Source organism: Streptomyces sp. NPDC091387 (genome assembly GCF_044756945.1).
In the GTDB taxonomy this organism is placed as follows: Bacteria; Actinomycetota; Actinomycetes; order Streptomycetales; family Streptomycetaceae; genus Streptomyces.
In genome coordinates, this window is the sequence record NZ_JBIVTZ010000011.1 from 254,254 (window position 1) to 281,094 (window position 26,841).

Sequence of the window (26,841 nt, forward strand, 5' to 3'; positions counted from 1 at the left end):
GCAGGTGAGGGGCCGTTTCATTTCCCGGGCCGTCCGTGGGCCGTCAGACCTGAGGCTCGGGCGGCTGGAGCGCCGCGCTGATCGCCTTCCGCGCTCGGTCTCGGCTGCTCGGCATCAGGTGGGCGTACACCTTCAGCGTGAGGCCCGGGTCCGAGTGCCCCAAGTACTCGCTGACGGCCTTGATGCTCTCGCCCGCGTCCAGCAGCACCGACGCGTAGAAGTGCCGTAGGGCGTGCATTCCGTGCTCACGGGCGGCGGCGTGCTCCCGGCTCTTCGCCTTGGGGATGACACCGACAGCCGCAAGAGCGGGCTTCCAGTGATCCTCATTCAGCGACGTGCGCCAGACATGCCCGCCAAGAGGGCCAGTGAAGATCAGCCGCTTCGTCACGGGCGGTCCGCCGGCGCGCATCCACGGCAGCGTGATCTCAACCGGCGGGAAGCGCTTCATGTGCCTCTTGAGCGCGTCGGCCACCGGCGCGGGCAGGGGTACGTCTCGCAGCTTGCCGCCCTTCGGCGGTGCGAAGACGGGCTGACTCAGGCTCAGCTTGAGCTGCTGGACGACGTGCAGGGTCTCGTTGCCGAAGTCCAACTCCTCGACGGTGAGGCCGAGAATTTCCCCCTGCCGCAGCCCGCACCCGGCGCCCGCGTCGACCATGGGACGGAAGCGCTCGTTCAGGGCCTCCCGTACAGCGAAGACCCGCTCAGGCAGCCAGGGTACGACGCGACGTGCCCCCATCTCAGGGAGGGAGACCGTGCGCGAGTGGCAAGGGTTCCGCGAGAGGTACCCGTCCTCAACAGCCGCGCTCAGAATGGCCCGCACGTTGGAGAAGATGACGCGGGCGTACGAGCCGGACATGCTCGACGCTTCGAGCTGCGTGACGAACTCCCGGATGTGGCTCGGCTGGAACGCCCCCAGGGGCCGCGATCCGATACGCGGGAAGGCATGCAGCTTGAGCTGAGAGCTGATGGAGGCCCGCGTGTTCGGGTCCCCACTCTGGCTGGCCAACCATTTCTCCCCGAACTCCTGGAACGTCATACGGGCCGCGCGCGGGTCGATGTACTGGCCGCGCGACATGTCGGCTTCGATGCCGGTCAGCCAGTGCTCGGCCTTGCGCTTCTGGCCGTCCGGGAAGGACTTCGACTTCTCCGATCCGTCGGGGCTGATGTAGCGGGCGCGGTAGCGGAGGCCCGAGCCGTGGCGGTCGGTCTTGATGCGGGTGGTCTTGCCGTCGGTGGTCTCGGTCTTGTACCAGCGGTCTTGGATGTGGCCAGCCATGGGGGCTGACTCCTCTCGGTGTGGTGGTTCAGGGAGGGAGACGGGGTGCGTCGGGAACCGCGTTTCCCGGGGGTTTCCGGAGGCGTTCCGGGGGGCCTCCCTGCCTCCCTGAAAGGGGTTTCCGCAGGTGGGGTTGGGGAGTTGGGGTGAGGGAGGCGGCGAGGGAGTTCTCCCTGCCTCCCTGGCGCCTCCCTGCCTGACTTCCTGGCGTCCGGAGCCTTGCCGGGGGAGGCTTGGGGAGGGTGTCCGGTGGGGCTGATACGGGCTGTTCCCGGAGGGTTTTGGGGGTGCCTCCCCAGGCTCCCCAGGCTCCCCAACTGGGGTGTTTTCGCTGATCAGTCTGGGTGGGGCGGGTTGGGGAGACGGTTGGGGAGAACTCCCCAGGATGTGCGCGCCTCCCCAACTCCCTCCCCAGGGTTGAGCGGTGTTTCGAGGAGCGGCCCGCGACCCCCTTTACCGCCCTTACCTCGCAGGTGGGAGGCCCTTACCTGCCCCTCTACCGGGGTAAAGGGCCCCCTCTACCGGAGAGAGACGGGAAGGGCCCCGGCGGTGCCTCGGTGGGCGGGCCGCCGGGAGCTCCCGGTAGAGGGGGCCCTTTACCCCCGGCAGGGTCAGGCTGCGTCGCGGGCGGTCTGCTGGTCGATCCAGTCACGGACGGCGGCGGGGTCGTAGCGGATGTGCCGGCCGACGCGGAAGCCGGGCGGTCCGATGCGGCGCTTGCGCCAGTGGTAGACGGTCTCGATCGGGACGGACAGCAGCGCGGCCAGGTCTTCGGGGGTGAGGTAGCGGTCGGGGAGTCCGGCGCGGAGGGTGGCGCGGGGGTCGGTGGGCATGGTGGTGGTGACTCCTCGTGTCCGGGGTGCGGTGCGCGGAGGGTGTACCGGGGTGCCGTCCTAGAGAGATGGTGTAAAACAGCGTCCGCAGCGTTCCAGCGTCCGCGTCCTCCTGTTTGTGCAGGTCAGTTGCGGTGAGAGGTGCGGACGCTGCGGACGCTGGACGGCTTCAGCGTCCGCAGCGGGTGACGCGTCCGGGCCGCTGTGCGGCGGCCCGGCCCGGAAGGGTTCCGGTCGCGTCAGTGCAGTTCAGGCGGGAAGTCGTCCAGGTTCGGCGGGGGTTCCTCCGGCCAGAGAGAGGCTTGGTCGGGCTCGGAGAGTGCGGACGCTGACGTGTCCTCCGGGTCGGTCCGGGTGAGGATGAGGAGCTTGCTTCGGTGCCGGTCGCGGCTACGTTGCGTGTCGTTCACGGTGATCCCGATGGACCGCAGGAGCGGTGCAAGGCGCTTGACCTTCCCGCCCGCGCGGGTGGCGTCCTTGGGCCAGTCCAACGGCCTCACTCCGCCGGACTGTTGCAGCTGTTCGAGGAGCTGTGCGGCGGTGCCGGTCCATGTCCCGGCCTGCTCGACCAGGGCGGCGACGGCGGAGCCGAAGGGGTCGCCTTCCAAGGCGTCGCTGGCGACGTTCGAGGATGCGGCCAGGTAGTCCGGGAGGGTCTGCCAGCCGGTGACCTGGTCGACGGCGGCCAGGACGCGGGCGAAGTCCGCCATGCGCGGCATCGAGTCCAGCCGTACCGAGGGCAGCACTTCCAGCACCCCGGCCAGCAGATCCAGCAGCGCACCGAGAACCGCGGGGCGGGCCTCTGCGAACGCGGCGTCGAGTTCTTCTTCCGAGCGGCGCCGGTTGCCGTCGATGAGTTGCAGTTCCACCATCAGGACCCGTTCAGCCAGGTCCCCCGCGAGAGCTCCCGCGTCGATGGTCGTCATGGCCAGCACCCGGCGGAAGGAGAGCACAACCACGTCGTCATCGGTGAACAGGGCCCGGTCCACGACCCCGTCCCCGGTGACGGCCTTACACAGGGTGTCCGACAGCCACCGGGGGATCGTGCTGATGTTGTCCAGGCACAGGGCCCACGACGTGAACGCCTGCCGGGACCACGCTTTCTCGTCGCGGGGCTGGCTGCGCTTGGCGGCCGGTGAGGGGTCGATGAGGTTGATGACCATCTGCGCGGTCTTCGACTTCCCCGTGCCCTGCTCGCCCTTGCACGTCAGGATCGGGTGCGGGATGTCGGGCAGCCAGGCCGCCGCCATCCACGCGGCCATCTGCCGGAACGCGCCCTCGTCCATGTTCAGCAGCCCATGGAAGCGGGCCAGGCCGTCCGGGGTGCGGAAGGGCACGGGCATGGGTGCCATGGCTCCGGAGCGGCGGAAGAGGACCGGGGACCGGTCCACGACTTCCCAGCGGCCGGCGGACACCACGACCGCGCGGCCGTCAGCGGTGCCGAGGTCGACCACGATCCGCCCGTCAGGCACGGAGCCGACCCGTAGATGCACGGGCACGGGGTCGTAGTCCTCCGCGATCCCTTCCAGGACCGTCATGGCGTCCGCAAGGGCCGACTGCGAGGCGACGTCCCCGTCGAACGTGTCGGCGTACAGGCGGGCCAGACGCTGCCGTACCCCGGTCTTCCCCCGCAGTGGGAGCGCGAGGTTCGGGCCGTCGATGGCGACCGCGTAGGGGCGGGCGTCGGTCGACATGACGAACGTGTACCGCTCCCGCGCCAACCCGACCAGACGGGTCGCGGCCGACGGCTTCTTGCCCCCGTCCTCACCCGACTTCCCGCCCGACCGGCGAGCGTTCACGGTCGGCCGACCGGCGTTCACGCCGGGCCGGTCGGTGTTCACGGGCGGCGGCCCGGCCGGGTCGGTGGGGTCGATCGGTCGGGGGTGGCCGTTCACGTGCTGGATGTCGGTGTTCATGCGCTCACCCCTCGATCGGTCGACTGTTCACAGGTGTTCAGTCGGGCGGCCCGTCGGGGGTGTTCGAGTCGGCCGACCCGCACCGCACGACGATCCGGTTTACGGTGTTTCGTCTGGTCAGGGGTCGACCGTTCACCGACCGTACGGGCGTGAACGAGCCGGGCCAGCAGCAGCCAGTTCACCTCCCCCGGACCGAGCGCGATCGGGGCCGGTCGACTCCACTCGTCGGCGTCGGTGAACATCGGCCGGTCGCCCGTGAACACCGCACCGGCCGGGTCCGCGTGACGGGAGGTGTGACGCGTCTCGTCACGCAGGTCAAGCCCGCATGCCCAGACGATCAGCAACGCCATCGACAGCGGGAAGCGATCGGCCTTGGCGTGGTTACACGGTCGGCAGGCGAGTACGAGCGCACCCACCGACCACGTACGCAGCAGGGAGACCGGCACGATGTGATCGAGGGTCGCTTCCCGCAGCGTCACGAACGGACGGCGGCAGTACGTGCACCGAGCGCCATGACGCCGGGCGAGCTGTTCCTTGCGCAGGCGCCGCCGTCCGGAGTTGAGCGGGTGTCCGCGCCTCATGCCGCCGTCACCAGTTCGCCCACAGTGGCGGGGATCGGCCAGGACACGACCGCGTTGGAGCGCATCGTCGCCAGGGCCTTGCGCAGCACCGTGTAGGACTGGCTGGCGGTCAGGCCCATGCGCTTCTGGATGACGTTCATGGTCAGGCCGTCGAAGAACCGCAGCGCGATGAGTTCGCGCTCGGTGTCCGACAGGCCCGCAACCAGGTCCAGGACGCTCAGAGCGTCGGTCACGCTCTCTTCCGGGCGCGACAACTGGTCGGTGGCGGGCCAATCGAGCGTGCGGCCCTTGTCGTCCACGTCGAAGAACTGCTCACCCTTGGGGCGCCGGTAGGCGTAGTACTCCGAGAGCGTCCAGCGGGCCTGCACAGCCAGCCACCTGTAGGCGTTGTCCAGCTCAATCTGAGGCCCACGGTCCAGCGCCTCGCCAGCCTTGATGAACGTCTCCATCATCAGGTCCTCAGCGAGGTCGAAGTCACGCCCGTTACGGCGGTAGAGGTATCCCCACACGAACCCCCGGTACTTCTCGAACAGCTCGGCCAACTGGTCGTTGTCCAGCGTGAACGTCTTGGGTTCCGGCAGTCCCAGCGCGGCGGCCGACGTGCCGTAGACCGCAGTCAGCAGGCGCACGTAGACCGCGTGCGGTGTGCGCCGCCCCTTCTCCCAATTGATCAGCAGCGACTTGACCGAGTTCGGGTGCGTGCCGATCCGCACCTCCTGGCGCTCGGCCTCGGCCCACAGCAGCAGAACCAGCTGCCGCAGGCTCAACCCACGCTCCAACCGTGCCGCACGCAGCGCAGTGACTTGCTCGGTGTCCCGCTCCGCGACAGTTCCAGGCATCATGGACTTACCCCTTCGAGGGTTAGGGGAGCGGCTCAATGCTTGGCGGTAGGGAGCCGCTCCCTCCGACACCACGAAGCCTAGCGGTGGCCTAGGCCACCGTCTAGTAGTCCACGCGAAAGAGGGAGGGCGGATTCTCTCCGCCCTCCCTCTTGCCTGCCTCGTTGCCGCAGCTATCGACCCGTAATCTCGTAGTCGTAAGACGCCCAGCGGCCAGAGTGCGAGACGGATTCGCCGTACTCGACTACCGCACCTTCGTTGTCGTAGAGCCAGTTGCGGCCCACCCGTACCGGACTGCCCGCTTCGCAGTCCAAACGGGCCGCCTCATCTGCCGTGGCAGCCCTGGCCGTCACCTGGTCTCGGCCGGTCGCGTAAGTCCGGCCAGTGGCAGCCTGGATGTAATTGGGCGTGCCTTCGGTGAGTCGTTCCGTTTCGAGCAGCTTGGGGGCGGCGTCGGCCAACGCGCCGTCAAACCACGAGTCAGAAGCCGAGACGGGCGCGTCATCCTTGTACGTAACCCGACGCCTCCGAATCACGGGAGCCCCCGGTTCGACACCTAGGGCCGCAGCGATCTCGTCCGTCGCCTCGACTGTTTCAGCGGCCACGATCTTGGCGTACTCGCCGGGTGCGTAAATTCGCCCAGTGCGATGCATGGTGGTGAAACGCCCTTGGGCGGAACTGCCGGCGGACGCTTGCGCGCTAACCACTGTGCCGACACCTTGGATGGATTCAACTAGCCCTTCGGATCGCAGGGCTGCGAGCACCTTGGTTGCGGTGGCGCGAGACACGCCCCAGTCGGAGCTGATCTGACGCTCGGAAGGAACCGTAGTTCCTGCGGCCAGAACCCCGTCTGTGATCTGCGCGCGAATGGCTTGCATGATCTGGAGGTACGGCGGGAGCGGCCTTTCAATCTTGGGTGTCATCACTATCCCTCGGAGTGCGGTGGACTAGGCCACCACCTAGCTTACAGAGGATCGAGGTGCATCGCGTGTGGGGTCCGTCACGAGACGGGGGCTGCCCCTCTCGATCTTTGAATGCAGGTGGATGCGGAGCTTCTGACGCCGAACCCGCTAGGTGCTAGATGGCTGGTCAGGGGCGCTATGGGGCGCTAGCGCCCCTGCTAGACCTAGCAGGGGCTGCTGCTAGGTCTAGCGGGGGCTTTCGTCTTCCCTACGGCCTCGGAGGGGATAGAGCGAGCGGCAAGCCGCACGACCCTTGGCAGCTCGCTCCGCGAGCGCGCACCCCCCGCCGGCCGACTGCGACGCTGCGACGCGGTGCGGGTCCTCCGGGAGTCGTTGACAAGCAAGAGGAGCACCCCGGGGCGCTCCGCCGGGGGTGCTCCTCTTGCTTGTCAGCATGAAGCGGAATCCTCCGGCAGGGGAGAACTGCGCGCCGAAGGAGGGGTCAGCGTCCGCACCTCTCCACCTTAAGAGCCGTCTTGACCTGCGGTGATGCTCTTAAGCAGTCGGGGGCTTGCGGACGCTGCGGACGCTAGCGGACGCTAAACAGTTTGTTTAGCGTCCGCACCATTCCCACAGGTCAGATGCCCTGCCAAACCCCTTGCGGACGCTGCGGACGCTGTCTTACACCAAATCTCTAGGATGGGTTAAAGGGAGAGGGAACCGGAACCGCTCTCGCCCCTGAAAAGCCTTCCAAGGAGGCTACGCAGGGAGGGGGCCCGGGAGCTCCATGCACTGCCGCCCGGCGTGCCTCTTGGAAGGCTTTTCAGGGGGCAGCCGTCCGACGGGAAGAGACCACGCGGCCCCGGGGCGGGGTGGTCTCTTCACCCCCGACAACCCGCACCGCGCAACGCCGTTCCGGTCGGTCAGCATGGCGCGCGCTCGCGAAGCGAGCTGCCAAAGGGTCGTGCGGCTTGCCGCTCGCTCTATCCCTCTCCCAGCGCCGCAGGGGCCGCTACCGGTAGCGGCCCCTGCGGCTTGTCGCTTGTCGCTTGTCGCTTGTCGCCCGCAACCTGCCTTCCCTGCTCAGCGGTCGCCAGACCCCGCCTGACCTGCACCACGACAAGCGACAAGCCGCGCCCCACGCCCGGGGCTCCCACCGGCAGGAGATCACGATCCTTGCGCCCGGAAGAACCTTCAACGCTCCTACTGGGCCCCGTAGAGCTCCCATGCGCGTTCCAAGGTCTCCACCGCCGCCGGGATCGCCCCACGCTCTTCCAGATACTCCCGTTGGCCGCTGAGCTGACGCCGACTTGGCCAGTCGGGATCGGCAGCGACATCACGCGCCAGGTCTCCGATGGCGTTCTGGTCCTTCTTGTGAGTCTTCAACCATGCTGTGAAACTCGGGTTCTGGGCCATCTGTTCATCGTGCCATCGCCTTCCTCGCGCCGTACGGGAATCGCGGGCAGGCCACCTTTCACGCGACCAAGGTGCATCGACCAGCCGGGCCGTCTGTGGGCCGTCAGACACCAACCAACGATGACCAACAACAACCAATGACCACCGCTCGACCGCAGGCCAGCGGCCATGCGTAGGCCCCTGAGCAGCAATCAAAAGCGGGCCGGTCAGACCCAGGGCAAGAAGAAGTAGCCCTCCACCTCCCACATGGGCCCCGCTCGTGGTTCGTCCACGCGCGGGGCCCCGCTGCGTCAGCGCCCAAGGCGCCGACCCGGCCGTGGTCGGCCGGTCTCCGCTAAGTTCTGCTTCCGTGCCCGAACAGACAGCCGATCACGGCTCCATCATCGATGCCATCGTCAGCAGCAGCGGCCGCTGCACGCTGCCATACCAACAGGCCCACCGCGGCGACGCCTTCGGGACGGCGTTCTGGTTCAACGATCTCCTCGCCGAGGACGGTGACGGGAACGCGACGTACCGGCAGTACCTCCTGACCGCGGGGGCGCTGACCCGGTACGACGTGGCCGAGATACGGCTGCGGCCCGGCCTGTCCGAGACCGCCATGAGTGCCGGCGGCCTGATGATGCTGCGGTTCCAGGAGGGCTGGATCCCCCTCGGTGACTCCGGGGTCTCGGTGTTGCCCACCGCCGTGCTGCACGCCCTCGCGCGCCGGAAGAAGTGGGCCTGGGCGACCGACGAGATCACCGACGGGACGGCCGCGACCGCCGAGGACATCGCTCGGCTGGGTGACGCCCCGGTACCGGCGTACGTGCTCGGACACGATGTGGGGCCGGACCGCACCCAGCGCGAACAGGCCGTGGTCGTCGGGGACGTGGTGCGCGACGGCGACGGTCAGGGGTTCTAATGGACGGCCTCGCTCCGAAGGGCTGTGTTGGGGCGCCGGTCTTCGTCGGACTCCACCTGGAGGACGACCGGTTCAAGCTGGTCTGCCTCGGTGTCCTGCTGCCGAGCGAGGGGCTGGCGCACCCCGTCGCCACCTTTGACCTCATACGGGCCGCCGTACGTGAACTGCCCGTACAGTCCGGACAGTCCGCCGCCGGGACCGGCACCGCGCCCGCCGCCAAGTCGCGGTGGTGGCGCGGGCGGAGGTGACGGCCCGCACCCGTCGTCGTACCCTGTGGCGCATGCGGGGAGATCGGGAGAGCAGCCATGGGTGAGCCTCTGAAGACCTTTGTCGGCGGTGCCGAGGTCGAGGTGCCCAACAGCATCCCGGCCATCCGCGCCGCCCTGCCCGAGGCGAGACGCGAGGAGTTCGACCGTGCCATCAACGAGGCCGGTGTGCACGACATCCAGGCCGTGATGCGGCACTGGATGCTGGAGGCCGTGCCCGATCCCGAGGCGGAACGGATTCTGGACCGGCTGGCCCGGGACGAGGCCGAGAGGCGGAGCGTCGCTTGAGCTTCCGGATCTCCTATGCGCCACCTGCCGATGACACCCTGGCCAAGATGCCGGACGGCGACGTCTTCCGGGACCGGATGGCGCGTTCCCTGGGGCACGAGCCGTACGGGCACGGGTCGTCGGCCGTCAAGGAGGAGCACGACCGCCGCGAGGCCACCGTCGCCGGGGCGATCGTGCTCTATTACGTCTCCGGGTCGGTCCTCACCGTCACCGTGGTGCGGCTCGTACCGCTGCCCTGACCGGCTGTCAGGCCGTCGGTCAGACAACTGGTCAGTCCGGCGGTCAGACAGAGGTCAAGCCCGCACTCAGGCAGCCGTCACGCCAACGGTCAGGCCAGCTTGGCCATCTGGGCGTCGATCACGGCCTTCGGCAGCTCGAAGTCGCCGCCGGACGAGGCCGCGGCCAGGTTGAGCGCGCTGAACGAGGCGACCGTGGCGCCCTGGCGGACCTGCACGAGCTTCATGGCGCTCTTCTCGCCGTCCGACTCGACCGTCACCGTCCAGGCGGCGGCGTCCTCGCCGGCCTTGACCTGCTCCTCCGCGATCTTGACGACCTTCTGCTTCGTCCCGGCCGCCTTCATCGTGAAGCCGGACGCGCACCCCGTCGCGGCGGTCCGCAGGGCGGCCACCGTCTCCTCGGCGCCCTTGCCCTCGTAGGAGGAGAGCGTGGTGAGCGTCGTCGTGATGTCGAAGGCGGCCTCGAACGCCTCCTCGGGGTCGGCGCTGTCCTGGTCGGCGCCCTTCTTCGGCTCGCTGATCACCTTGCGCTGGGTGGACGCGGCGGGCGAACCGGCCTTGGCGCCCATCAGGGTGTCGGCGAAGACATCGCAGGCGGCCTTGTCCGCGGTGACGTCACCGGCGGAGACGGCGTCGGCGGGACCGGCCTTGGTGATCTTGTGGCCCTTGACGTCGCCCTGGGCGAGCGAGGCCTTCTCCAGTTCGGCGGCGGTCAGCGCCTTGGCGGCGGCGGGCTTGGCCGAAGCGGACTCGTCCACCTTGCCCTTGCTGCCGCCGTCCTTGTCCGCCGCGTCCGAACCGCAGGCCGCGGTGAGCAGGGCCAGGGACATCATGGTGGCGGCAACAGCGGTACGGCGTATGGCAGTGGGTCGCATGGCCCATCCTTCTGTATCAGGTCGTTTCGCCCGCACGAGAGCGGCCGGCGCCGGGTTCGGCGCGGCCGGGGAAGATCGTGGGGGTGGGCCAACTCTATGAGCTGTATGTGGTTTGGCAATCCGTCAGACCGGGCAGTGCCCCTGATCGTGACTACGTCGTGATCACTCCGGGAACGCTCTGAGCTGGGTATTCGCCCCGGCCTCCGGCCATTCGTCCCGGGGTGACCATGAGCGGCACGATGGCCGACGGCGAGGAGCCGCGGTTGCGCGGGGATCTCGGCCGGGCCGTCGGCCGGCTGCACACCGTTCCGGCACCCGGCGGGTTCGGCTACCCGTGCGCGGCGCTCGCCCCGTTGGCGCCCACCTGGTGGCAGGCGTTCACCACGATGACGGACGCCGTGCCGGCGGACGCGCTGAGCTACGCGGCGAGGCTGCCGCGCGCGGCGCCGGACATCCGCGGACTGCTCGGTACGGCCTCATACGTACTGGACGATGTCACGCGCCCCGCCCTGGTCCACTTCGACCCGTGGCAGGGCAACATCCTGGTCGCCGGGGAGCCGGGGGCGCGGCGGATCGGCGGGATCATCGACGGGGAGCGGATGTTCCGGGGCGACCCGGCCGCCGACTTCGTCTCGCTCGCCCTCCTCGGGAGGATCGAGGGGGACAAGGACTTCCTGGACGGTTACGGGGCGTCGGCGCCGGGCGGAGCGGTGGAGTTCGGTGACTCGCTGCGGCTGCGGACGGCGCTCTACCGCTCGTACCTCTACCTGATCATGCTGGTGGAGACCGTGCCGACGAAGACGGCCGGGGAGGACCTGGAGTGGACGTGGACCGAGGTCGCGCCACGGCTCGAAGCCGCTCTCGGCGAGGTGGAGTCGGCGCTGCGGACAGGGGGGTGACCGCAGCGCCCGACGGTCCGGGCGTGCGTTTCGTCAGTACCCCAGGGCCCGTTGGGCGTCGTGGAGGTTCTGCGGGCGGACGGTCCCGGGGGCGCCGTACGCCTCCAGGCGGGTGTGCAGGTCGCCGGTGAAGTCGGGGACGTCGATCTGGTCGAACTCCGTCACCTCACTGACCCCGACGGTCGCGCTGCAGGGGGCGAGGCCGTCGATCCGCATCAGCCCGGCCCGGCCGTTGGTGACGCGGATGTTCCAGTGGGTGAAGCGGGCGCCGAAGAGCGGTCCGGCGCTCGCGTCGCCGCCGTGCCGCCCGTTGTTGTTGACGGTGATGTCGGTGCGGACGTTGGCGAACGGCATCCCGCGGTGCGAGTCGAACGTGCCCATCTCCATGACGCCGCGCGACCAGACGTTGTGGCTGGACAGTCCCTCGACGTTGATGCCGTGCAGCTGGGTCCCGGCGGGCGCCGGGACGGTGCGCTGCTCGATGGTGAAGTCCTCGATCAGGTTGTCGTGGGATCCCTCGCGGCAGTAGTACGGGTGGTGCGAGCCGCGGCCCGCGACCCTCGTGCGCCGCAGGGTGCAGGCGGACGCGCCGATGAGGCCGAAGCCGTTGTCGACGTGGCGCACGGTGATGTCGTCGGCCCAGCAGTCGTACGCGCACTGGAACGCGACGCCGTTGTACCCCTTGTCGAGCAGGTGCTGCGCCTGCGGGGTCTCGACCGCTTCGAGCGTGAGCCCCTCGACGCCCGAACCGGTGAGCGGGGCGGCGAGGGTGGTGAGGCGGGGGTCCCACTCGGGGCGGACGTCGAGCGGGAGGGGGCGTTCCAGGGTGACCCTGCGGCCGTGCACGGCGGTGATGCGGACCGGCCATTCGTAGGGGACGTACGAGGTCAGCTTGGTCTTGTCGTCCCAGTAGTACGCCTCGGGGCCCGGACCGCCGCCGGCCATGTGCTCCAGGAGGGTGTGCGCGGAGTCGTCGGCGAGGCGGAGCAGCACGAGTGCGCCGCGCTTCAGCCCGCGGGTGTCGTCGACGGTGATCGTACGGTCGCCGAGGCGTGCGGGGGCGACGGTGGTCAGGGTCCGCCACGCGTCGCGCTTGTTGCCGGTCCAGCCCTCGAAGGGCCAGTCCTTCGCCTTGATGGCGTCGGTGAGGGAGGCCCAACGGGCCTCGGGGCAGAGCCAGATGAGGCCGCCGGCCCAGGACCAGCTGGACTTGTCGCCGCCGTACCGGCTGCCGTAGACGCCGATCAGTTCGGTGAGGTTCCGGGTCGCGTGCAGCGTGGTGCGGCCGCTGCCCGCGCCGCGCACCACGACGTCGCTGTGGCCGATGCGGATGATGTCGTCGATGCGGTACGTGCCCGCGGGGACGATCACCGTGCCACCGCCGCGCTCTCCGGCAGCGGCGATGGCACGGTTGATCGCGGGGGCGGCGTCGGCGGAGCCGCCGGGCTCGGCGCCGTAGTGCAGGACGTTGGCGGTGAAGCCGTGGCCGGTGCGGCGGGGCAGGTCCGCCCCGCCCCGGTAGCCGGCCCTGCCGATGAACGGGACCTGCGGATGGGTGAGGGGCGCTGCGGCGAACTCCCGCCAGAGCGGGGTGGCCTGCGGTCTGCCGCCCGCACCGGCCGCGGCGCGGGCGGCGGTGTCGCGCCGGCCCGCCGCGAACGCCGTCCCGGCGCCGGCTGCTCCGGTGGCCGCGGCCGCCGCGACGGCCACCGCGCTGCCGAGCAGTCCACGCCTGCTGATGTTCCCCATGATCGCCATGAGCCCGACCCCGCCTTTCATGGATGTGAACGACGTTCATATGTGCGTCGGCGGTGAGCATGCCACGGGCCCCCGGCGCAGCGAAAGGGGCATGCGCAGAGGAATCGCCGAGTGATGGCTCCGGCAACGCCGTGGAGCCCTGAGGCGGGGAACCTGCGGACGGTGAGGCTCAGTTGGCGCGCATCAGCTGGTGGGGCGCTGGGTCAGGTGGGTGAACGCGTCCAGGTTCCGCGTGGACTCGCCGCGCGACGCCCGCCACGCGTACTCCTTGCGGATCGCGCTCGCGAAACCGAGTTCCAGGAGAGGGTTGAAGGCGCCGTCGGCGGCCTCCAGGACCACGCCCAGCAGCCGGTCCAGCTCCTCGGGCGTGACCACGGAGAGCGGCAGCTTGCCGACCAGGTAGACGTCCCCGAGCGAGTCGATGGCGTAACTCACGCCGAAGAGGCGGAGGTTGCGCTCCAGCAGCCAGCGGTGCACCGCCGCGTCGTTCTCGTCGGGGTGCCGGATGACGAAGGCGTTGAGGGAGAGCGAGTGCTTGCCGACGAGCAGTGAGCAGGTGGTGGAGAGCTTGCGGGTGCCGGGCAGCTGGACGACGTAGCTCCCGGGCCCGGGGCTCTCCCAGTCGAGCCCGGCGTCGTCGAGCGCCGCCTCGATGACCTGCGTGACCTGCGTGACCTGCGTCGTTGCCGCTTCATCGGGTGCGTCAGCCATGGTCCGAGCGTACGACGCCCCACGGGCGGCGCCACATCCGCCGGCCGCCGCGTACCTCATGGCCCGGCCTCACACCCGGCCCGGCCTCACACGTGGCGCGACCGCACCCGTCGCCGGTGTTCCTGCATCGCCTCCGTGTAGACGTCCGCGGTCGCCGCCGCCGCCGTGTCCCAGCCGAAGCGCTGGGCGTGCGCGGCGGCCGCGCCGCCCATCCGGGCGACCAGCTCCGGCGCGGCCGCGAAGCGCGCCAGCGCCTCCGCGTACGCCTCCGGGTCGTGGCCGGGGATCAGGAAGCCGCTGACCCCGTCCCGTACCGCCACCGGGAGGCCGCCCACGGCCGCCGCGACGACCGGGGTGCCCGCCGCCTGGGCCTCTATGGCGACCAGGCCGAAGGACTCGCTGTACGAGGGCATGACCAGCACGGACGCGGCCCGGAACCAGTCGGCGAGCTGGTCCTGCCCGACCGGCGGGTGGAACCGTACGACGTCCGCGATACCGAGCCGGGCGGCCAGCTTGTGCAGCCCCTCCGGCTTGGCGAGCCCGCTGCCGCTGGGGCCTCCGACGACCGGCACGACGATGCGCGAGCGCAGCGAGGGGTCGCGGTCCAGCAGGACGGCGACGGCGCGCAGCAGCACGTCAGGAGCCTTCAGCGGCTGGATGCGGCCCGCGAAGAGCGGGACCAGGGCGTCCTGCGGCAGCCCCAGCCGGGCCCGTGCCGCGGCCCGCCCGTCGGCCGGGCGGAAGCGGTCCAGGTTGACGCCGGGGTGGACGACGGCCACGGCCCGGGGATCGGCCTCGTAGAAGCGGACGAGCTCGTCGGCCTCCTCCGCGGTGTTCGCGATCAGCCGGTCGGCCGCGCTGACGATCTGGGTCTCGCCGATGACCCGGGCGGCGGGCTCGGGGGTGTCGCCCTCGGCGAGCGACGCGTTCTTGACCTTCGCCATGGTGTGCATGGCGTGGACGAGCGGGACGCCCCAGCGCTGGGCGGCGAGCCAGCCGACATGGCCGGAAAGCCAGTAGTGCGAGTGCACCAGGTCGTAGTAGCCGGGGCGCTGGCCGGCCCACGCCTGCATCACGCCGTGCGTGAAGGCGCAGAGCTGGGCGGGCAGCTCCTCCTTGGCCAGGCCCTCGTACGGCCCCGCGTCGACGTGGCGGACCAGGACGCCGGGCGACAGCTCGACCTCGGGCGGCAGCGCGCCGGCGGTGGAGCGGGTGAAGATCTCGACCTCGATGTTGAGCGCGGCGAGGCGTTCGGCCAGCTCCACGATGTAGACGTTCATGCCGCCCGCGTCGCCCGTCCCCGGCTGGTGCAGCGGGGAGGTGTGCACGGAGAGCATCGCGATCCGGCGGGGCTTGCGGGGGCCGCCCGCGAAGGAGCCGGAGAAACCGGCGGGGAACCTGAGACGCGGTGCGACGCGGCTGCTGCCGAGCCGAGAGACGTACTGGCTCACGTCGTCCGGTCCTCCTCGTTCAGGGCACTGGTACCGACTCGTTCAAAGCACTGGCACCGGCTCGCTCAGGGCACTGACACCGGCTCGTTCGGACATGGCACCGAAGGGGCGCACGGTCCCTTCGAAGGGCTGGAACAGCGGAACTCCTCCTTTCATTTCCGCTTTGCCAAATCATTACAGTATGTTTCCGGCGCGTCGCCGCGACGCCTCCGCGGCGTCCGCTCCACGCCGCTCGTTACGCTCTGTGTCATGCGCCCCATCGGCACCGCGACCCGCGGGACCACCAACCCGAACCGGCTGCGCCGCATGGACCGCTGGATCGCCGCCGTCCACGGCCCCGCCCTGCGCCGCGCCGACACCCCCGTCGCGGTCGACCTCGGGTACGGCGCCGCGCCCTGGACCGCCGTCGAACTGCTGGAGCGGCTGCGCGGCGCCGAGCCGCGCACCGCGGTGGTCGGCATCGAGATCTCCCCGGACCGGGTCGCCGCGGCGAAGCCGTACGAACGCGAGGGCCTCACGTTCCGGCACGGCGGCTTCGAGATCCCGCTGCCCGAGCGGCCCGTGCTGATCCGGGCGGCGAACGTGCTGCGCCAGTACGACGAGGGCGAGGTCGCCGCGGTCTGGCAGCGGCTGTGCGAGCGGCTCGCACCGGGCGGGCTGCTGGTGGAGGGCACCTGCGACGAGATCGGGCGCCGCCACGTCTGGGTGGCGCTGGGTCCGGAAGGGCCGCGCACGGTGACGTTCGCGACCCGGCTCGGCTCCCTGGACCGGCCCTCCGACCTCGCGGAGCGGCTGCCCAAGGCGCTCATCCACCGCAATGTCCCGGGCGAGCCCGTCCACGCGTTCCTGCGCGACTTCGACCGGGCCTGGGCCGCCGCGGCACCGTACGCCTCGCTGGGGGCCCGGCAGCGCTGGATCACGGCGGTACGGGCCCTGTCCGGCGACTGGCCGCTGACGGACGGGGTGCGGCGGTGGCGCCAGGGTGAAGTCACGGTGAACTGGGAGGCGCTGAAACCCCGCCAGTAGAGCGACACGCCGGGAACGGGGAGGAACTCCGCTGCGCCGGGAACGTCGGCCGGGCACCGTTCGTCCCAAATACGGGGAGCGGTACGGGGGGAGCGCGTCTGCGGCACCGGCGACCGGCCGGAATTACCGGAGACGTGTGAGCCTCTGTTGCTTTTCGGTACGGCATGGCACGATCTCGTCGGTGCCATAAGTTACTGACGGTAAATCAGATCCGTTCGGGTCTGTCCGGAGGGGGAGCTCGTGAACCGACGCCACAGTGCCGCCGCGGCGATCACGCTGGTCTGCGCGCTGGCCGTACTGGCCGCACCGGTCCAGGCGTTCGCCGCCCCGGTGCCCCCCGCGCCGGAACAGCCGGTGAAGCCCGGGAAGAAGAGCCTCGAAGAGGTGCGCGAGGAGATCGAGGCCCTCTACCGCAAGGCGGGCGCGGCGACGGACGCGTACAACCTCGCCGAGGAGCGGTCCAAGAAGCAGTCGGGCGAGATCGTCAAGCTGGCGCAGGCCATAGTCGAGGGCCAGGCGAAGATCGCCGCCCTCAAGAGCAGAGCGGGCGCCCAGGCCCGCGAGCAGTACCGCAACGCCGGAATGCCGGCCGGCGCCCAGCTGATGCTCAGCGGCGACCCGCAGCTCTTCCTGGACGGAGTCAGCCGGGCCCGCCAGGGCCAGCAGGCCGCCAAGGGGGTCCTGGGCGAACTGAACAGGACCCAGGAGGACCTGGAGACGTACACCCAGGACGCGAGCACCAACTGGACCAAGCTCGAGGCCAATCGCCTCAAGCAGGCCAAGGCCAAGAAGAAGATCAACGCGCAGATCGCGGCGGCCAAGAAGCTGGAGTCCCGGCTGGAGAAGAAGGAGCGGGCCCGGCTCCTCGAGCTGGAACAGCAGGCGGAGTACAAGTCGCAGACGGAATGGCTGAGTTCCGGCGCCCTGAAGGAGATCAACCGCGGGGCGAGCGCGAGCGGCAAGAAGGCGGTGGCCTTCGCGACCTCGCAGATCGGCAAGCCGTACAAGTGGGGCGCCGTGGGCCCCTCGTCGTACGACTGCTCGGGGCTGACGTCCCAGGCGTGGGCGGCTGCCGGGCGGCCGGTCCCGCGCACCTCGCAGGAGCAGTGGCGGCAGCTGCCGCACATCGCCATCAAGGACATGCGCCCCGGCGACCTGATCATCTACTTCGGTGACGCCACGCACGTCGGGATGTACGTCGGCGACGGCGCGATCGTGCACGCCCCGCGCCCCGGCCGCAACATCACCCTCGCGGGGGCGGGCTCGATGGAGATCCTCGGAGTCGTCCGCCCGGACAAGTGACGGGCAAGTGGCGTCCGAGCTGACGGCCGAGCTGACGGCCGAGCTGACGGCCAACCTTAAGAGAGCCTCAAGGGACCCTTAAGGCCGGTCGGAGATCCGGCGGAGAGCGGGCGGGGGCCCGAAACGGTGCGTTTCCGTCCCTGCCGCCGGGCTCCGATCCGCCTCCGCCCCGCAGCCGTGACCCGCGCCACCCGGGGCCCGGCGCGGCACGTGACCTTTGTCATGTGCCGGAAAGGGCCGCGGCCCCGGCGCATCCCGCCGGATCTGCGCCCTTCCGCGGCTTAACGCCCTCTCCGGAACGGCCGGCACGTATCGAGCGCCATTCCGTTCGCACATCCCGTACCGCTATCGTCCCCGTCTGGCGGGTCGTCGATCGTCGCTCCGCCGCGCCCTCGGGGGGAGGGAAGGAAACCCGATTTCGATGCCCGTACCCGTACCGCAGCAGCGTTCCGTTCCCGCTGCGGAGACCAGCTATGGCGCCGACCTCACCCTCCTGGTGATCGACGACGACCCGGCGGGCACCCTCACCGTCCCGGAACTGCCGGCCGCGGCCGGCACCCGGGTCCGTATCCGTACCGCCCGCAATCTGACCGAGGCGGGCCGGCTCCTCACCGACGACGTGGACTGCATCCTGCTGGACCTGGCCCTGCCGTCCGGCGGCGAGGCACGTACCGCGCCGGGGCAGGAGGCGGACGGGCTGGCCACCCTCAAGCACGTCCTGCGGATCGCGCCCCGGCACGCCGTACTCGCCCTCACCGCGCAGGAGGACGCCGAGCTGGCCGCCGAAGCGGTACGGGTGGGGGCGCAGGACTACCTCTTCCGCGACGAGCTCGACGGCAGGCTGCTCAGCCGCGCCATCCGCTACGCCGTCGAACGCAAGCGCGCCGACATCGCGCAGCACCAGCTCACCGAGTCCCGGCTGCGGGCCCAGGAGAACGCCCGCCTGGAGCGCGGCCTGCTCCCCACGCCGCTGCTCGACGGCTCCGACCTGCGCTTCGCCGCCCGCTACCGCCCCGGCCGCAGCCGTGCGCTGCTCGGCGGGGACTTCTACGACACGGTCCGTACGCCCGACGGCACGGTCCACGTGATGATCGGCGACGTCTGCGGGCACGGCCCGGACGAGGCGGCGCTCGGCGTGGAGCTGCGCATCGCGTGGCGGGCGCTGACCCTGGCCGGGCTCTGCGGCGACGAACTGCTCTCCACGCTCCAGCAGGTCCTGGAGCACGAACGGGAGAGCGAGGAGATCTTCGCGACCCTCTGCACGGTCGACATCGCCCCCGACGGCCGCCGCGCGGGCCTCTGCCTGGCGGGCCACCCCGCACCGCTGATCGCCCGCCAGGGGCGGGCGGCGCACCTGCTTCCGTACCAGGACGGCGGCCCGGCGCTCGGGCTGCTGCCGCGCGCCCGGTGGCCGCGCCGGCAGGTGGAGCTGGGCGGCTCCTGGAGCCTGATGATGTACACGGACGGGCTGATCGAGGGCCGGACCGGAATCGGTACGCAGCGCCTCGGACAGGACGGCATGGTCGCGATGATCAACCGCCAGCTGGCCGAGGGGCTGACCGGCGAGGACCTGCTGGAGGCGGCCGTCACCCACGTCCGCGAGCTGAACGGCGGCGAGCTGACCGACGATGTCGCGGTCCTGCTGCTCGACCGCGACGAGGACGTCGTGCGCCGCAGGGCGCACAACGGCGACCGGGGCCGGAGCATTCCGCGCCCCCGCCCCGGACAGGTGTCACCCGCAGGCGCTCAACGCCCGCCGTTGTAGGGCCCGTACGGCCCGTCGCTGCTCGAACCCCCGCGGCGGTTGCCGCCGCCCGTGACGGCCTTGAGCGCGGGCCGCACGTCCACGAAGAACACGATGGTCGCGACCAGCCCGGCGAGCTGCACGAAGAGCAGGGGCACCCAGAGGTTCACCACCACCGTGATGCCGAGAATGATCAGCCAGAAGGGCTTGGTCTGCTTACTGGCGGCCCGGTAGGCGTCCTCGCGGGCGACCGCGGCCATGATCAGGGCGACCACGGCGAGGATGAGCATGGCCGTGTAGATCAGCCCGAGGACCGAGTTGAAGCTTTCGAGCAACATGATGTGCACCGCCTAGTACGTGGATGAGCGCCTCGCGGCCAAGGTACCCGGGACAACGACCGGAGCACCCTGAAAGGTGCCCACCCGTCCCCCGGTACACCCGCCGGCCGCCGCGGCTACTTGGCGGTGGGCGGCGTGGTCTTCTTGGCGGCGGGCTTGCGCGCGGGCGCCTTCTTGGCGGACGCGGGCGCGGGCTTGGCCGACGCGGGCGCGGGCTTGGCGACCGGCTTCGGCGCGGCCTCGGTCTCCGCCTTTGCCTGCGGGGTCTCCGCCTTTGCCTCCGGCTTGGGGCCGGCCTTGGCGTCCGGCTCCGACTCCTTGCGCGGCTCGACGACGACGGCGATCTCGACGATCTCCTCTGCGGTCTCGCCCCGCCACGTCCGCACGGTCTGCTCGCCGCGCTCGGCGACCTTCTCGTACGTCTCCCGGGCCCTGACCGCGTACTCGGCGGCCACACCCACGCTGCGCAGCGCCAGGTCCTGGGCGCTCTCGCCCAGCTTCTTCAGATCGGTGTCGAATGCCCCGATCACCTCGGTGACCTTGGCCTGGAAGGTGGCCTGCGCCTCCTTGGCCTGCCCGGTCACCTTCTCCTGGACGACCTTGGGGTCGGTGTTGCGCACGGCCTCGATGCGCTCCGGCGCCTCGGCCCGCAGCTGCTCGATCAGCGCCGGAACCTTGCGCGCCTGCTGTACGGCGAGCTCGGCCGTACCGGCGGCGAAGTAGAGGGGGGTCGGGTCGGTGAGGGTCTTGCGCAGGTCATCGGTGATGGCCATGACTGTGGTCCTCCCGGATCATCAGAGTCAGTGTGAGGGTTTTGAAGGCTTTGAAGCTGTATCGGCAGCACTGCCGTCGGCATTGAAGGGCGCGTCCGCACCGGACGCACTCCCCTCCTCACCCCCGGGCTCGTCCTCGAACCCGTTCTCCTTGCGGAAGGAGGCGTAGATCTGCAGCAGCACGCTCTTCTGCCGCTCGTTGATCGACGGATCGGCCAGGATCACCGCCCGCGTCTCCAGCTCGTCCCGCTCCCGCTCGTCCAGGATCCCGGCCCGTACGTAAAGGGTCTCGGCGGAGATCCGCAGCGCCTTGGCGACCTGCTGCAGCACCTCGGCGCTGGGCTTGCGCAGCCCGCGCTCGATCTGGCTGAGATAGGGATTGGACACGCCGGCGGCATCGGCGAGCTGCCGCAGCGAGAGCTGCGCGGTACGCCGCTGCTCACGCAGGTACTCGCCGAGGTTGCCGACGTTGAGTGATGCCATGCCTCGATGGTGGACCCTCGGTGCTAACTATTGCAAGCAGGCGCTTGCAAAAGTGTTCCGAACCACTCGGACGGGCCTGTGAGCCTGAGTGTCCTGTCCCTGCGATGTGTAGGCAGTCCCGCTCTTCTGTAGGCATGTGCGGCTGAGTCCCGGTCATATGTAGGCCCCGGTCAACGCGTCCCAGGTAGGGCGCCAATCAGCGCATGCTGATACAGAAGGGGTGCCCAGCCGGATCGGTGAGGACCCGCGCCTTGTCGCCATGCGGCTGGTGATCCGGCTTGCCCGCACCCAGCTCCAGCAGTCGGGCCTCGGCCACGGCCAAGTCCTCATCGACCTTGAAGCAGATGTGAAGTTGCTGAGGAACGATCTGGTCGGGCCAGCTCGGAGCCCGGTAGTCGGCAACCCGCTGAAAACCGATGAGGAGCCCGTGCTCGCCGTTGAGACCCGCGAAGTCGACGTCCGACTTCGGGTGCAGTTCAAGGCCGGTGGCCTGCTTATAGAACCCCGCCAAAGCCAGCGGATCAGGGCAGTCGAGCGTTATAGCAACCAACTTCATCTGCAGGGGCATGGCGTCTCCGGACCGATCGGTGGACTTCCGCGATGAACACCCTAGAGGCGGCTGCCTGCCGTTGAGCGGGACACCGCCCGCAGACCTGTCCCACTCAACTGTAGGCACCGCAGGTCAGAGCCTCGTCCTGCCCACAATTATCCGGGACAGGACACTGAGCACGATAGGTGTCGTATCCGCGCGACAACTGTCGTCATCCACGTCCGGTCTCCTGGCGCAGGTTCTCTTGGGTCGGCCTCCACGGGGCTCCGGGAAGCGACGTTGTCGGTGGGCTCTGCCACGGTGTCCGTCATGGACGAACTGGTGGAGCGTGTCGATGATCAAGATCGTGTGCTGGGGATAGTGGTCAGCCGCCGGCAGGCCATTCGGGAGAGCTGGCTGCACCGGGTCGCCGTGACGGTGTGTCGTGATGGGCGAGGGCGGATCCTCGTCCACCGGCGGTCGGAACAGTTGTCACGCTTCCCCGGGCTCCACGAGGTCGTGGTCGGTGGTGCCGTGGATGTCGGTGAGTCCTATGAACAGGCCGCCTCGCGGGAACTGGCCGAAGAGCTGGGCATTCGGGTGCTGCCGCGCTTGCTGTTCACGTTCCTCAACCGCGGCGGTTTGAGCCCTCACTGGCTCGGCGTGCACGAAGCCTTGGTGCCGGACGCCGTGGCCGCCGATCCCGATGAGGTCGCCTGGCACGGCTGGCTGACCGAGCCGGAGCTGCGGTCGGCCCTGCTGGAGTGGCGCTTCACCCCCGACAGCCACGAGGCCTTCAGCCGGTATCTCGTGTTCCGGACCGCGCAGTCCTGACCTTGCCCGCCTTTGCTTGCGATAAGCGAGGTACACGCCAAGAACGATGCGAATCCCACGGCAGTTGTCGTGCTCAACGGTCCAGAAACCCCCTGTTCAGCCAGGGATTCGGAACGTGGGCAGGCTCCCTGATCGCGTGGTGATCCTCCTGAACCGGGCCGACAGCGCCTAGCCGTATCGCCCTGCGACCGCGCGGGTTCACCGATTCGGACGCCTTACAGGTTGTTCGCATAGAAGCCGGCGAGTCGCTCCACGGCAGCGTCGACGTATTCGGGCTCGTCGTACATCTCGTAGTGGCCGGCGCCCTCGATCACCATGAGGTCGACGGGGTTGGGGGCCAGCTTCCACAGCCGCATGCCGGTGTCGTAGGAGCCGGTGTTGCCGATGCGTCCGGCGAGGACGACCTGGAGTGGCTGGGTCATGAGCTGATCGGCCAGGTGGAACGCGTCGTACCCCAGCAGGAGGGAGTCGCTGCGCGAGAGGCGCCGGTTCGTGGAGTGTTCGTTGCCGCCGCGCTCGGTGCGGTAGTAGGTGATGGCCTGCGTGGTGTCGATGTCGGTCAGGCCCGCTGTCGTGGCGTCCCCGAGGGTGTCGGGAAGCCAGTTCACGCGGGTCGTCCCGCCGGAGCGGGCCTCTTCGATACGTGCGTCCGCGAGGGCGTTGAGTGCGGCGGCCGGGCCGTCGGGCTGGAAGCCGCGGAACGAGGTGCCCATGTCGATGGGGACGACCGTGCCGACCGCCTTGATGCGGTGGTCCGTGCGGGCGGTGTGCACGGCGTAGCCCCCGCCGGCGCAGATGCCCAGGACGCCGATGCGCTGCGGGTCGACGCCGGGGGTCGTCGTGAGCACGTCGATGGCGTAGGAGATGTCCTCGCCCCGGCGGTAGGGGTCTTCGAGGTCGCGGGGCTCGCCTCCGCTCCGGCCCTGATGGGCGGGGTCGAAGACGAGCGCCGCGATGCCGCGGGCGGCGAGACGGGAGGCGTAGTCGGCGCCGATCTGCTCCTTCACGCTGCTGCCCGGGGTGGAGAGCACCACGGCGCGCAGCGGTGCGCCGCTGTCGGCGTTGTCGGGGAGGTGGAGGTCGGCGGCGAGTTCGATGGGACCGCGCGGGATCGTGAGGTGCTGAAGCATGCGTGGTTTCCTTCGTCAGGTCGTTGTTCCATGGGAGTCCAGTACAGAACAGCTACTGATACAATATGGACCTAGTACGAAACGGTACCACCTGGATGGAGGCCCGCATGTCGGTCGACGGGGCGCAGCTGTGGACGCTGAACCAGCGGCTGCTGGGCGTCGTGATGGATGCCTGCACGCGGGATCTGGCCGAGCTCGGGCTGGAGACGAAGGAGTTCTTCGTCCTGGCCGAGGTGGAGGCGTCGCCGTATCCGGCCGAGATCGCGACGGCACTGCTGCTGCCCAAGGCGAGCGTGACGGTCTACGTGCGCAACCTCGTCGCCAAGGGCTTCATCCGCCGCGAGATCGACGAGGCGGACCTGCGGCGTCATCGGCTCGTACTGACCGCCGATGGCACGCGAGCACGCGATCGAGCACTTGCGGCCCTTGCGGCGGAGTACGACCGCAGATTGGCGAGGGTCACCCCCCAGGACCGCGTCGAGCTGCAACGCATCCTCAAAGCGATGCTCGCCTCACCCGCGTCAGGCCCTGCGCGCGAGTGAGGCGTCTGCCCGGGTGGGCTGCCGCACGTTCGGGCCTCGTCGCGGCGGCCGGGCCGGCAAGCCTCCTCACTGACGCGGTCGGTCGATCTCGACGCGCGCAGTGGGGAGGTTGTCGAGAATCGTCGCGACGGTCTGCTCCGGTGTCTGTCCCGAGGTGTCCAGCCAGAGTCCGATACGCGGAGTCTCCTCGCGCAAGGAGCGGTCGAGGGCCTCAACCGTCCAGACCCCGTACCCGGTCTTCGAGCGTCCCGCCTCCCTGCCGCGAACAGCAGCCGGGGAGGGGCCAGAACGACCACAGTCCCTTCGGGATCCGTAGCGGGCTATCCCATGACCGCTCGGGCCGCGTCGAGAAAGGCCAGTCTGTTGTCCTCCAGGTAGTCGCGCACGCTCTCACCGTCGGGCAAGCCTTCCCACACGGTGCGGTTGAGGTCGAGGAAGTACTTGCGTGCCGCGTCGTGCACGGGCAGCGGGAACTGGATACGGATCAGCCGTTCCACGACCCAGAGCCGGTTCATGGAGTCTCGGGTCTCCAGAAACCAAGGCGTCGTGTCATCCCACTCGTGCGGCCGACTGAAAGCGGCACGCTCCGCCTCGGCCCCCGCTTCGACGAACCGCTCCAGCAGCGTGAGCCGCTCCCCTCGCCGGGCCTCCGACAACGCGGTCTGCTGCCGCCGCTGTTCCGTCCGCTCAGCCGACCGCTGCGTCGCGAACTGGACGAGGAAGGACAGCGCGCCACCGAGTGCGACGCCGCCCAACGATATGAGTGACACCCACACTTGACCGGACATGGCAGCCATCGTTCCACGCTGCCGATCTTCACGCGCCTTCGCCGGGAGGGTCGTTGAGCCGCGGGTCCTCGGACGGCCGCTGCCGGTCGTCGTCACGGTCGCCACGACAGCCGTCTCGGCCCCGGATTCGGAAGTTGGGGAGAAAGCTCAGCGTCATACCGGTTGCGCCGATCCACAACGTGGGTGTGGCACCGAGGACAGAACCCGAGGCTCCGCCCAGGAGCCCACCCAGGGGAATGCCACCCCACGACACGAAACGGGATGTCGCGCTCATCCGGCCCAGAAGCCGATCCGGCGTGAGGGCCTGCTGGAAGCTCGACTGAGCGACGACGCGAACGACTCCGCCCAGTGAGAGTGCCGCGAGGCCGACCGCGGCCACGTACACGCTCCATCCCGGCCGGGCCAGCGGCATCAGGGCGGTCAGCGGACACGTGACCAGCGGGGCGAGCCAGATGACCGGTCCCTGCCCGACCCGCTTCGAGACCGTGGTGGCCACCAGCGCGCCCAGCAGGGCACCGCAGCCCATTCCCGACAGGAGGAGGCCGATACCGAAGGACTGGAGTCCGATCTCCCGCTCCAGAAAGAACAGCAACATGGTCTGGTACATGACCAGGAACAGGTTGAAGACCGCGTCCCCCAGCATGATCGCGCGCAGGACGGGGCTCCCGAGGACGAACTTCAGTCCCTCCTTGATGTCTCGAAGCATTTTGGGGTCGCCACCCGGCTCCGGCCTTCTTTCGCGTGTGCGGATACCGAGCGCGAGCAGACCCGACGCGGCCATCCCGGCCGCACTCGCGAGAAGTGCCGCAGGCGCTCCGGTCCAGCCCACCAGAGGTCCGGCCATCGCCGGCCCGCTGATACTGGTCACCGACCGTATCGCCGAGAGCTTCGAGTTGCCTTCGACGAGACGGTCACGCCCCACCAGGTGCGGCAGGTAGCTGACGTAGGCGACATCGAAGAAGACGGTCAGCAGTCCGTGAGCCAACGCGACCGCGTAGAGCCACCAGATCGTCAGAGATCCCGCCCACCACACGACGGGTATCGTCAGAAGCATCAGTGCCCGTAGGAGATCGGCGCTGATCATCACCGATCGTTTCCGCATGCGGTCCACCCACGCGCCGGCCGGAAGTCCGATGAGGAGCGAACCTGCCGTGGTCATCGCGGTCAGCAGTCCGACCTGGAACTCATCGGTGTTCAGCGCCGTGATCGCGACCAGCGGCAGTGCCAGGAAAATGATGCGGTCACCCAGCTGACCGAGCGCGGTGGCGGCAGACAGGCGTCCGAAGTCCGGGTCACGCAGGAGTCCGGGCCGAGAAGGCGTTGACACAGGAATCACCCATTTCGGTTGCGCGGGATTCGACGGCTACGGCCGGTCGGCCCCGAACTCGTAGACCACTTCCCGGCGCACGTCCGGAATGACGATGTCGGCGGTTTCCACCGGCCGCCCGTCGGTGTCGTAGATGGTTCGCTCGATCTGGAGCACGAGGTCCCCGACGCTGATCCCCAGCAGGTTCGCCTGCGCCTGGGTGGCACGAGCGGGGCGCGGCACCTCGACGACGGTCTCGATGACCACACCGATGGACCGCATGCGTTCGACCACGCCCTTCCCCGCCAGGGGGCCCATCTCGGGGAGCACGACGGGTGTTTCCTTCGTGATGGCCATCGGCTCCCAGGACTCGGAGAGCTGGACGGGATGCCCGCCGGCGAGGAACTCGTACCGCGTCCTGACGCAGAGGTCCCCGGAACTGATGTCGAGCCGCTCGGCGATCACTTCGGGAGCGGGGACCCGCACCTGGCTGTGCGCGTCCCAGGCGTCGGCCCTGCCTCGCTCCTTCGTGGCGGAGCGGGAGGTGGCGCCGCCCCGGCGTTCGCGGTGTCGCGAACGGACCAGCCGCAAACGCTCGCGGGGCCTGCGCACGTATGTACCTGAGCCCGCGCGTCCTTCGAGGAGGCCGCCGATGATCAGGAGATCCATGGCCCTCTGCAGGACGTTGCGCCCGACCCCGTACTCCTGCGCGAGCCGCGCCCGGGACGGCAGACGCTCCCCAACAGCCCATTCCCCCGCAAGAATCCGTGCACGCAGCACCTCGGCCACGGCAAGGTAGGGCGCCTCTCGGGGCATGGGCGACTCTCCGGTCGGTCTGATGCGCGGCAGCGGATGATTCCGGGCGGCAGTGGCAAGCTACGGGACCGGGTGGAAGCTG

At 69.7% G+C, this 26,841-nt stretch carries 28 protein-coding genes and 2 pseudogenes; 10 read left to right on the forward strand and 20 right to left on the reverse strand.

Features of this window, described 5'->3' with window-relative positions; all coding sequences use genetic code 11:
- Positions 1–43 precede the first annotated feature (43 nt).
- The 7 genes from ACIQM0_RS24005 to ACIQM0_RS24035 form a co-directional block, all read right to left on the reverse strand.
- Positions 44–1,276 (reverse strand): tyrosine-type recombinase/integrase, encoded by a 1,233-nt coding sequence (locus ACIQM0_RS24005; protein WP_401289961.1) that lies wholly within the window; start codon positions 1,274–1,276, stop codon positions 44–46.
- A gap of 611 nt (positions 1,277–1,887) precedes the next feature.
- Positions 1,888–2,109, reverse strand: a complete 222-nt coding sequence (locus ACIQM0_RS24010; protein WP_401289964.1) for a helix-turn-helix domain-containing protein — start codon at positions 2,107–2,109, stop codon at positions 1,888–1,890.
- Between the two features lie 239 nt (positions 2,110–2,348).
- The gene (locus tag ACIQM0_RS24015; protein WP_401289966.1) at positions 2,349–4,025 is read right to left on the reverse strand and encodes an ATP-binding protein; all 1,677 of its coding nucleotides are present in this window, start codon (positions 4,023–4,025) and stop codon (positions 2,349–2,351) included.
- On the reverse strand, positions 4,022–4,606 hold the full coding sequence (locus tag ACIQM0_RS24020) for an HNH endonuclease (RefSeq protein WP_401289969.1): 585 nt from the start codon (positions 4,604–4,606) through the stop codon (positions 4,022–4,024). The genes ACIQM0_RS24015 and ACIQM0_RS24020 overlap by 4 nt, the downstream gene beginning before the upstream one ends.
- The gene (locus tag ACIQM0_RS24025; protein ID WP_401289971.1) at positions 4,603–5,373 is read right to left on the reverse strand and encodes a sigma-70 family RNA polymerase sigma factor; all 771 of its coding nucleotides are present in this window, start codon (positions 5,371–5,373) and stop codon (positions 4,603–4,605) included. The genes ACIQM0_RS24020 and ACIQM0_RS24025 overlap by 4 nt, the downstream gene beginning before the upstream one ends.
- A gap of 245 nt (positions 5,374–5,618) precedes the next feature.
- Positions 5,619–6,368 (reverse strand): GntR family transcriptional regulator, encoded by a 750-nt coding sequence (locus tag ACIQM0_RS24030; protein WP_401289974.1) that lies wholly within the window; start codon positions 6,366–6,368, stop codon positions 5,619–5,621.
- Between the two features lie 1,182 nt (positions 6,369–7,550).
- Entirely contained in the window at positions 7,551–7,763 is a 213-nt protein-coding gene (locus tag ACIQM0_RS24035; protein ID WP_401289975.1) for a YozE family protein, read from the reverse strand.
- A 349-nt stretch (positions 7,764–8,112) separates the two neighbouring features.
- On the opposite strand from ACIQM0_RS24035, the gene ACIQM0_RS24040 reads away from it, so the two are divergent.
- From ACIQM0_RS24040 to ACIQM0_RS24055, 4 genes are read left to right on the forward strand one after another with little or no spacing between them, the layout of a single operon-like run.
- Positions 8,113–8,664, forward strand: a complete 552-nt coding sequence (locus tag ACIQM0_RS24040; protein WP_401289978.1) for a hypothetical protein — start codon at positions 8,113–8,115, stop codon at positions 8,662–8,664.
- Entirely contained in the window at positions 8,664–8,912 is a 249-nt protein-coding gene (locus tag ACIQM0_RS24045; protein ID WP_401289981.1) for a hypothetical protein, read from the forward strand. Before ACIQM0_RS24040 ends, ACIQM0_RS24045 begins: the two co-directional genes overlap by 1 nt.
- A gap of 57 nt (positions 8,913–8,969) precedes the next feature.
- The gene (locus tag ACIQM0_RS24050) at positions 8,970–9,218 is read left to right on the forward strand and encodes a hypothetical protein (protein WP_362959612.1); all 249 of its coding nucleotides are present in this window, start codon (positions 8,970–8,972) and stop codon (positions 9,216–9,218) included.
- Positions 9,215–9,457 (forward strand): hypothetical protein, encoded by a 243-nt coding sequence (locus ACIQM0_RS24055; RefSeq protein ID WP_363026649.1) that lies wholly within the window; start codon positions 9,215–9,217, stop codon positions 9,455–9,457. Before ACIQM0_RS24050 ends, ACIQM0_RS24055 begins: the two co-directional genes overlap by 4 nt.
- Before the next feature lie 89 nt (positions 9,458–9,546).
- Here the strand turns inward: ACIQM0_RS24055 and ACIQM0_RS24060 are convergent, their stop codons facing one another.
- Complete coding sequence (locus ACIQM0_RS24060; protein ID WP_401289985.1) at positions 9,547–10,329, reverse strand: hypothetical protein; 783 nt, start codon at positions 10,327–10,329, stop codon at positions 9,547–9,549.
- Positions 10,330–10,562: 233 nt separating this feature from the next.
- Here ACIQM0_RS24060 and ACIQM0_RS24065 point away from each other — a divergent pair.
- Positions 10,563–11,228 (forward strand): annotated as a pseudogene (locus tag ACIQM0_RS24065) (phosphotransferase family protein); the annotation flags it as partial.
- Between the two features lie 33 nt (positions 11,229–11,261).
- Here the strand turns inward: ACIQM0_RS24065 and ACIQM0_RS24070 are convergent.
- The 3 genes from ACIQM0_RS24070 to mshA form a co-directional block, all read right to left on the reverse strand.
- Positions 11,262–12,977, reverse strand: a complete 1,716-nt coding sequence (locus ACIQM0_RS24070) for a glycosyl hydrolase family 28-related protein (protein ID WP_401290219.1) — start codon at positions 12,975–12,977, stop codon at positions 11,262–11,264.
- Positions 12,978–13,169: 192 nt separating this feature from the next.
- Positions 13,170–13,697, reverse strand: a complete 528-nt coding sequence (locus ACIQM0_RS24075) for a YbjN domain-containing protein (RefSeq protein WP_401289988.1) — start codon at positions 13,695–13,697, stop codon at positions 13,170–13,172.
- Between the two features lie 86 nt (positions 13,698–13,783).
- Positions 13,784–15,148: a D-inositol-3-phosphate glycosyltransferase gene (gene mshA / locus ACIQM0_RS24080; protein ID WP_401289991.1), complete on the reverse strand. Its 1,365-nt coding sequence runs from the start codon at positions 15,146–15,148 to the stop codon at positions 13,784–13,786.
- Between the two features lie 249 nt (positions 15,149–15,397).
- On the opposite strand from mshA, the gene ACIQM0_RS24085 reads away from it, so the two are divergent.
- The 3 genes from ACIQM0_RS24085 to ACIQM0_RS24095 all read left to right on the forward strand — a co-directional run bounded on the left by ACIQM0_RS24085 (position 15,398) and on the right by ACIQM0_RS24095 (position 19,241).
- Positions 15,398–16,174 carry a class I SAM-dependent methyltransferase gene (locus ACIQM0_RS24085; RefSeq protein ID WP_401289993.1) on the forward strand — a complete coding sequence of 259 codons (777 nt, stop codon included), beginning with the start codon at positions 15,398–15,400 and terminating at the stop codon, positions 16,172–16,174.
- Positions 16,175–16,414: 240 nt separating this feature from the next.
- Positions 16,415–17,476: an NlpC/P60 family protein gene (locus ACIQM0_RS24090; protein WP_401289995.1), complete on the forward strand. Its 1,062-nt coding sequence runs from the start codon at positions 16,415–16,417 to the stop codon at positions 17,474–17,476.
- Positions 17,477–17,897: 421 nt separating this feature from the next.
- The gene (locus tag ACIQM0_RS24095) at positions 17,898–19,241 is read left to right on the forward strand and encodes a fused response regulator/phosphatase (protein ID WP_363026659.1); all 1,344 of its coding nucleotides are present in this window, start codon (positions 17,898–17,900) and stop codon (positions 19,239–19,241) included.
- Here ACIQM0_RS24095 and ACIQM0_RS24100 read toward each other — a convergent pair.
- The 4 genes from ACIQM0_RS24100 to ACIQM0_RS24115 all read right to left on the reverse strand — a co-directional run bounded on the left by ACIQM0_RS24100 (position 19,223) and on the right by ACIQM0_RS24115 (position 21,382).
- A complete protein-coding gene (locus tag ACIQM0_RS24100; protein ID WP_363026661.1) occupies positions 19,223–19,558 on the reverse strand; it encodes a DUF2516 family protein in 336 nt (111 codons plus the stop codon). The two genes, ACIQM0_RS24095 and ACIQM0_RS24100, sit on opposite strands and share 19 nt — an antisense overlap.
- Before the next feature lie 116 nt (positions 19,559–19,674).
- Positions 19,675–20,331: a hypothetical protein gene (locus ACIQM0_RS24105; protein WP_401289998.1), complete on the reverse strand. Its 657-nt coding sequence runs from the start codon at positions 20,329–20,331 to the stop codon at positions 19,675–19,677.
- A 27-nt stretch (positions 20,332–20,358) separates the two neighbouring features.
- The gene (locus tag ACIQM0_RS24110) at positions 20,359–20,814 is read right to left on the reverse strand and encodes a helix-turn-helix transcriptional regulator (protein WP_363073880.1); all 456 of its coding nucleotides are present in this window, start codon (positions 20,812–20,814) and stop codon (positions 20,359–20,361) included.
- A gap of 196 nt (positions 20,815–21,010) precedes the next feature.
- Positions 21,011–21,382 (reverse strand): VOC family protein, encoded by a 372-nt coding sequence (locus tag ACIQM0_RS24115; RefSeq protein ID WP_401290001.1) that lies wholly within the window; start codon positions 21,380–21,382, stop codon positions 21,011–21,013.
- Between the two features lie 291 nt (positions 21,383–21,673).
- On the opposite strand from ACIQM0_RS24115, the gene ACIQM0_RS24120 reads away from it, so the two are divergent.
- Entirely contained in the window at positions 21,674–22,177 is a 504-nt protein-coding gene (locus ACIQM0_RS24120; protein ID WP_401290004.1) for an NUDIX domain-containing protein, read from the forward strand.
- 215 nt (positions 22,178–22,392) lie between these two features.
- On the opposite strand, the gene ACIQM0_RS24125 is transcribed toward ACIQM0_RS24120, so the two are convergent.
- Positions 22,393–23,307: an alpha/beta hydrolase gene (locus ACIQM0_RS24125; RefSeq protein ID WP_401290007.1), complete on the reverse strand. Its 915-nt coding sequence runs from the start codon at positions 23,305–23,307 to the stop codon at positions 22,393–22,395.
- A gap of 107 nt (positions 23,308–23,414) precedes the next feature.
- Between ACIQM0_RS24125 and ACIQM0_RS24130 the strand changes: the two genes are divergently transcribed.
- Positions 23,415–23,849 (forward strand): MarR family winged helix-turn-helix transcriptional regulator, encoded by a 435-nt coding sequence (locus tag ACIQM0_RS24130; RefSeq protein WP_401290009.1) that lies wholly within the window; start codon positions 23,415–23,417, stop codon positions 23,847–23,849.
- Positions 23,850–23,915: 66 nt separating this feature from the next.
- On the opposite strand, the pseudogene ACIQM0_RS24135 reads toward ACIQM0_RS24130, so the two are convergent.
- The 4 genes and pseudogenes from ACIQM0_RS24135 to ACIQM0_RS24150 form a co-directional block, all read right to left on the reverse strand.
- Positions 23,916–24,131 (reverse strand): annotated as a pseudogene (locus ACIQM0_RS24135) (phosphotransferase); the annotation flags it as partial.
- 38 nt (positions 24,132–24,169) lie between these two features.
- On the reverse strand, positions 24,170–24,646 hold the full coding sequence (locus tag ACIQM0_RS24140) for a hypothetical protein (protein ID WP_401290012.1): 477 nt from the start codon (positions 24,644–24,646) through the stop codon (positions 24,170–24,172).
- Positions 24,647–24,665: 19 nt separating this feature from the next.
- Positions 24,666–25,964: an MFS transporter gene (locus ACIQM0_RS24145; protein ID WP_401290014.1), complete on the reverse strand. Its 1,299-nt coding sequence runs from the start codon at positions 25,962–25,964 to the stop codon at positions 24,666–24,668.
- Positions 25,965–26,000: 36 nt separating this feature from the next.
- On the reverse strand, positions 26,001–26,759 hold the full coding sequence (locus ACIQM0_RS24150; RefSeq protein ID WP_401290017.1) for a GntR family transcriptional regulator: 759 nt from the start codon (positions 26,757–26,759) through the stop codon (positions 26,001–26,003).
- Between the last annotated feature and the right edge of the window lie 82 nt (positions 26,760–26,841).

Bases quoted from the DNA above. Each gene is read 5' to 3' on its own strand.
- ACIQM0_RS24140 (WP_401290012.1), bottom strand. From the start codon at position 24,646: ATGGCTGCCATGTCCGGTCAAGTGTGGGTGTCACTCATATCGTTGGGC.
- ACIQM0_RS24050 (WP_362959612.1), top strand. From the start codon at position 8,970: ATGGGTGAGCCTCTGAAGACCTTTGTCGGCGGTGCCGAGGTCGAGGTG.
- ACIQM0_RS24005 (WP_401289961.1), bottom strand. From the start codon at position 1,276: ATGGCTGGCCACATCCAAGACCGCTGGTACAAGACCGAGACCACCGAC.
- ACIQM0_RS24070 (WP_401290219.1), bottom strand. From the start codon at position 12,977: ATGGGGAACATCAGCAGGCGTGGACTGCTCGGCAGCGCGGTGGCCGTC.
- ACIQM0_RS24020 (WP_401289969.1), bottom strand. From the start codon at position 4,606: ATGAGGCGCGGACACCCGCTCAACTCCGGACGGCGGCGCCTGCGCAAG.
- ACIQM0_RS24015 (WP_401289966.1), bottom strand. From the start codon at position 4,025: ATGAACACCGACATCCAGCACGTGAACGGCCACCCCCGACCGATCGAC.
- ACIQM0_RS24130 (WP_401290009.1), top strand. From the start codon at position 23,415: ATGTCGGTCGACGGGGCGCAGCTGTGGACGCTGAACCAGCGGCTGCTG.
- ACIQM0_RS24120 (WP_401290004.1), top strand. From the start codon at position 21,674: ATGGACGAACTGGTGGAGCGTGTCGATGATCAAGATCGTGTGCTGGGG.
- ACIQM0_RS24075 (WP_401289988.1), bottom strand. From the start codon at position 13,697: ATGGCTGACGCACCCGATGAAGCGGCAACGACGCAGGTCACGCAGGTC.
- ACIQM0_RS24110 (WP_363073880.1), bottom strand. From the start codon at position 20,814: ATGGCATCACTCAACGTCGGCAACCTCGGCGAGTACCTGCGTGAGCAG.
- ACIQM0_RS24085 (WP_401289993.1), top strand. From the start codon at position 15,398: ATGCGCCCCATCGGCACCGCGACCCGCGGGACCACCAACCCGAACCGG.
- ACIQM0_RS24105 (WP_401289998.1), bottom strand. From the start codon at position 20,331: ATGGCCATCACCGATGACCTGCGCAAGACCCTCACCGACCCGACCCCC.
- ACIQM0_RS24010 (WP_401289964.1), bottom strand. From the start codon at position 2,109: ATGCCCACCGACCCCCGCGCCACCCTCCGCGCCGGACTCCCCGACCGC.
- ACIQM0_RS24030 (WP_401289974.1), bottom strand. From the start codon at position 6,368: ATGACACCCAAGATTGAAAGGCCGCTCCCGCCGTACCTCCAGATCATG.
- ACIQM0_RS24150 (WP_401290017.1), bottom strand. From the start codon at position 26,759: ATGCCCCGAGAGGCGCCCTACCTTGCCGTGGCCGAGGTGCTGCGTGCA.
- ACIQM0_RS24100 (WP_363026661.1), bottom strand. From the start codon at position 19,558: ATGTTGCTCGAAAGCTTCAACTCGGTCCTCGGGCTGATCTACACGGCC.
- ACIQM0_RS24045 (WP_401289981.1), top strand. From the start codon at position 8,664: ATGGACGGCCTCGCTCCGAAGGGCTGTGTTGGGGCGCCGGTCTTCGTC.
- ACIQM0_RS24125 (WP_401290007.1), bottom strand. From the start codon at position 23,307: ATGCTTCAGCACCTCACGATCCCGCGCGGTCCCATCGAACTCGCCGCC.
- ACIQM0_RS24035 (WP_401289975.1), bottom strand. From the start codon at position 7,763: ATGGCCCAGAACCCGAGTTTCACAGCATGGTTGAAGACTCACAAGAAG.
- ACIQM0_RS24060 (WP_401289985.1), bottom strand. From the start codon at position 10,329: ATGCGACCCACTGCCATACGCCGTACCGCTGTTGCCGCCACCATGATG.
- ACIQM0_RS24095 (WP_363026659.1), top strand. From the start codon at position 17,898: ATGCCCGTACCCGTACCGCAGCAGCGTTCCGTTCCCGCTGCGGAGACC.
- ACIQM0_RS24115 (WP_401290001.1), bottom strand. From the start codon at position 21,382: ATGCCCCTGCAGATGAAGTTGGTTGCTATAACGCTCGACTGCCCTGAT.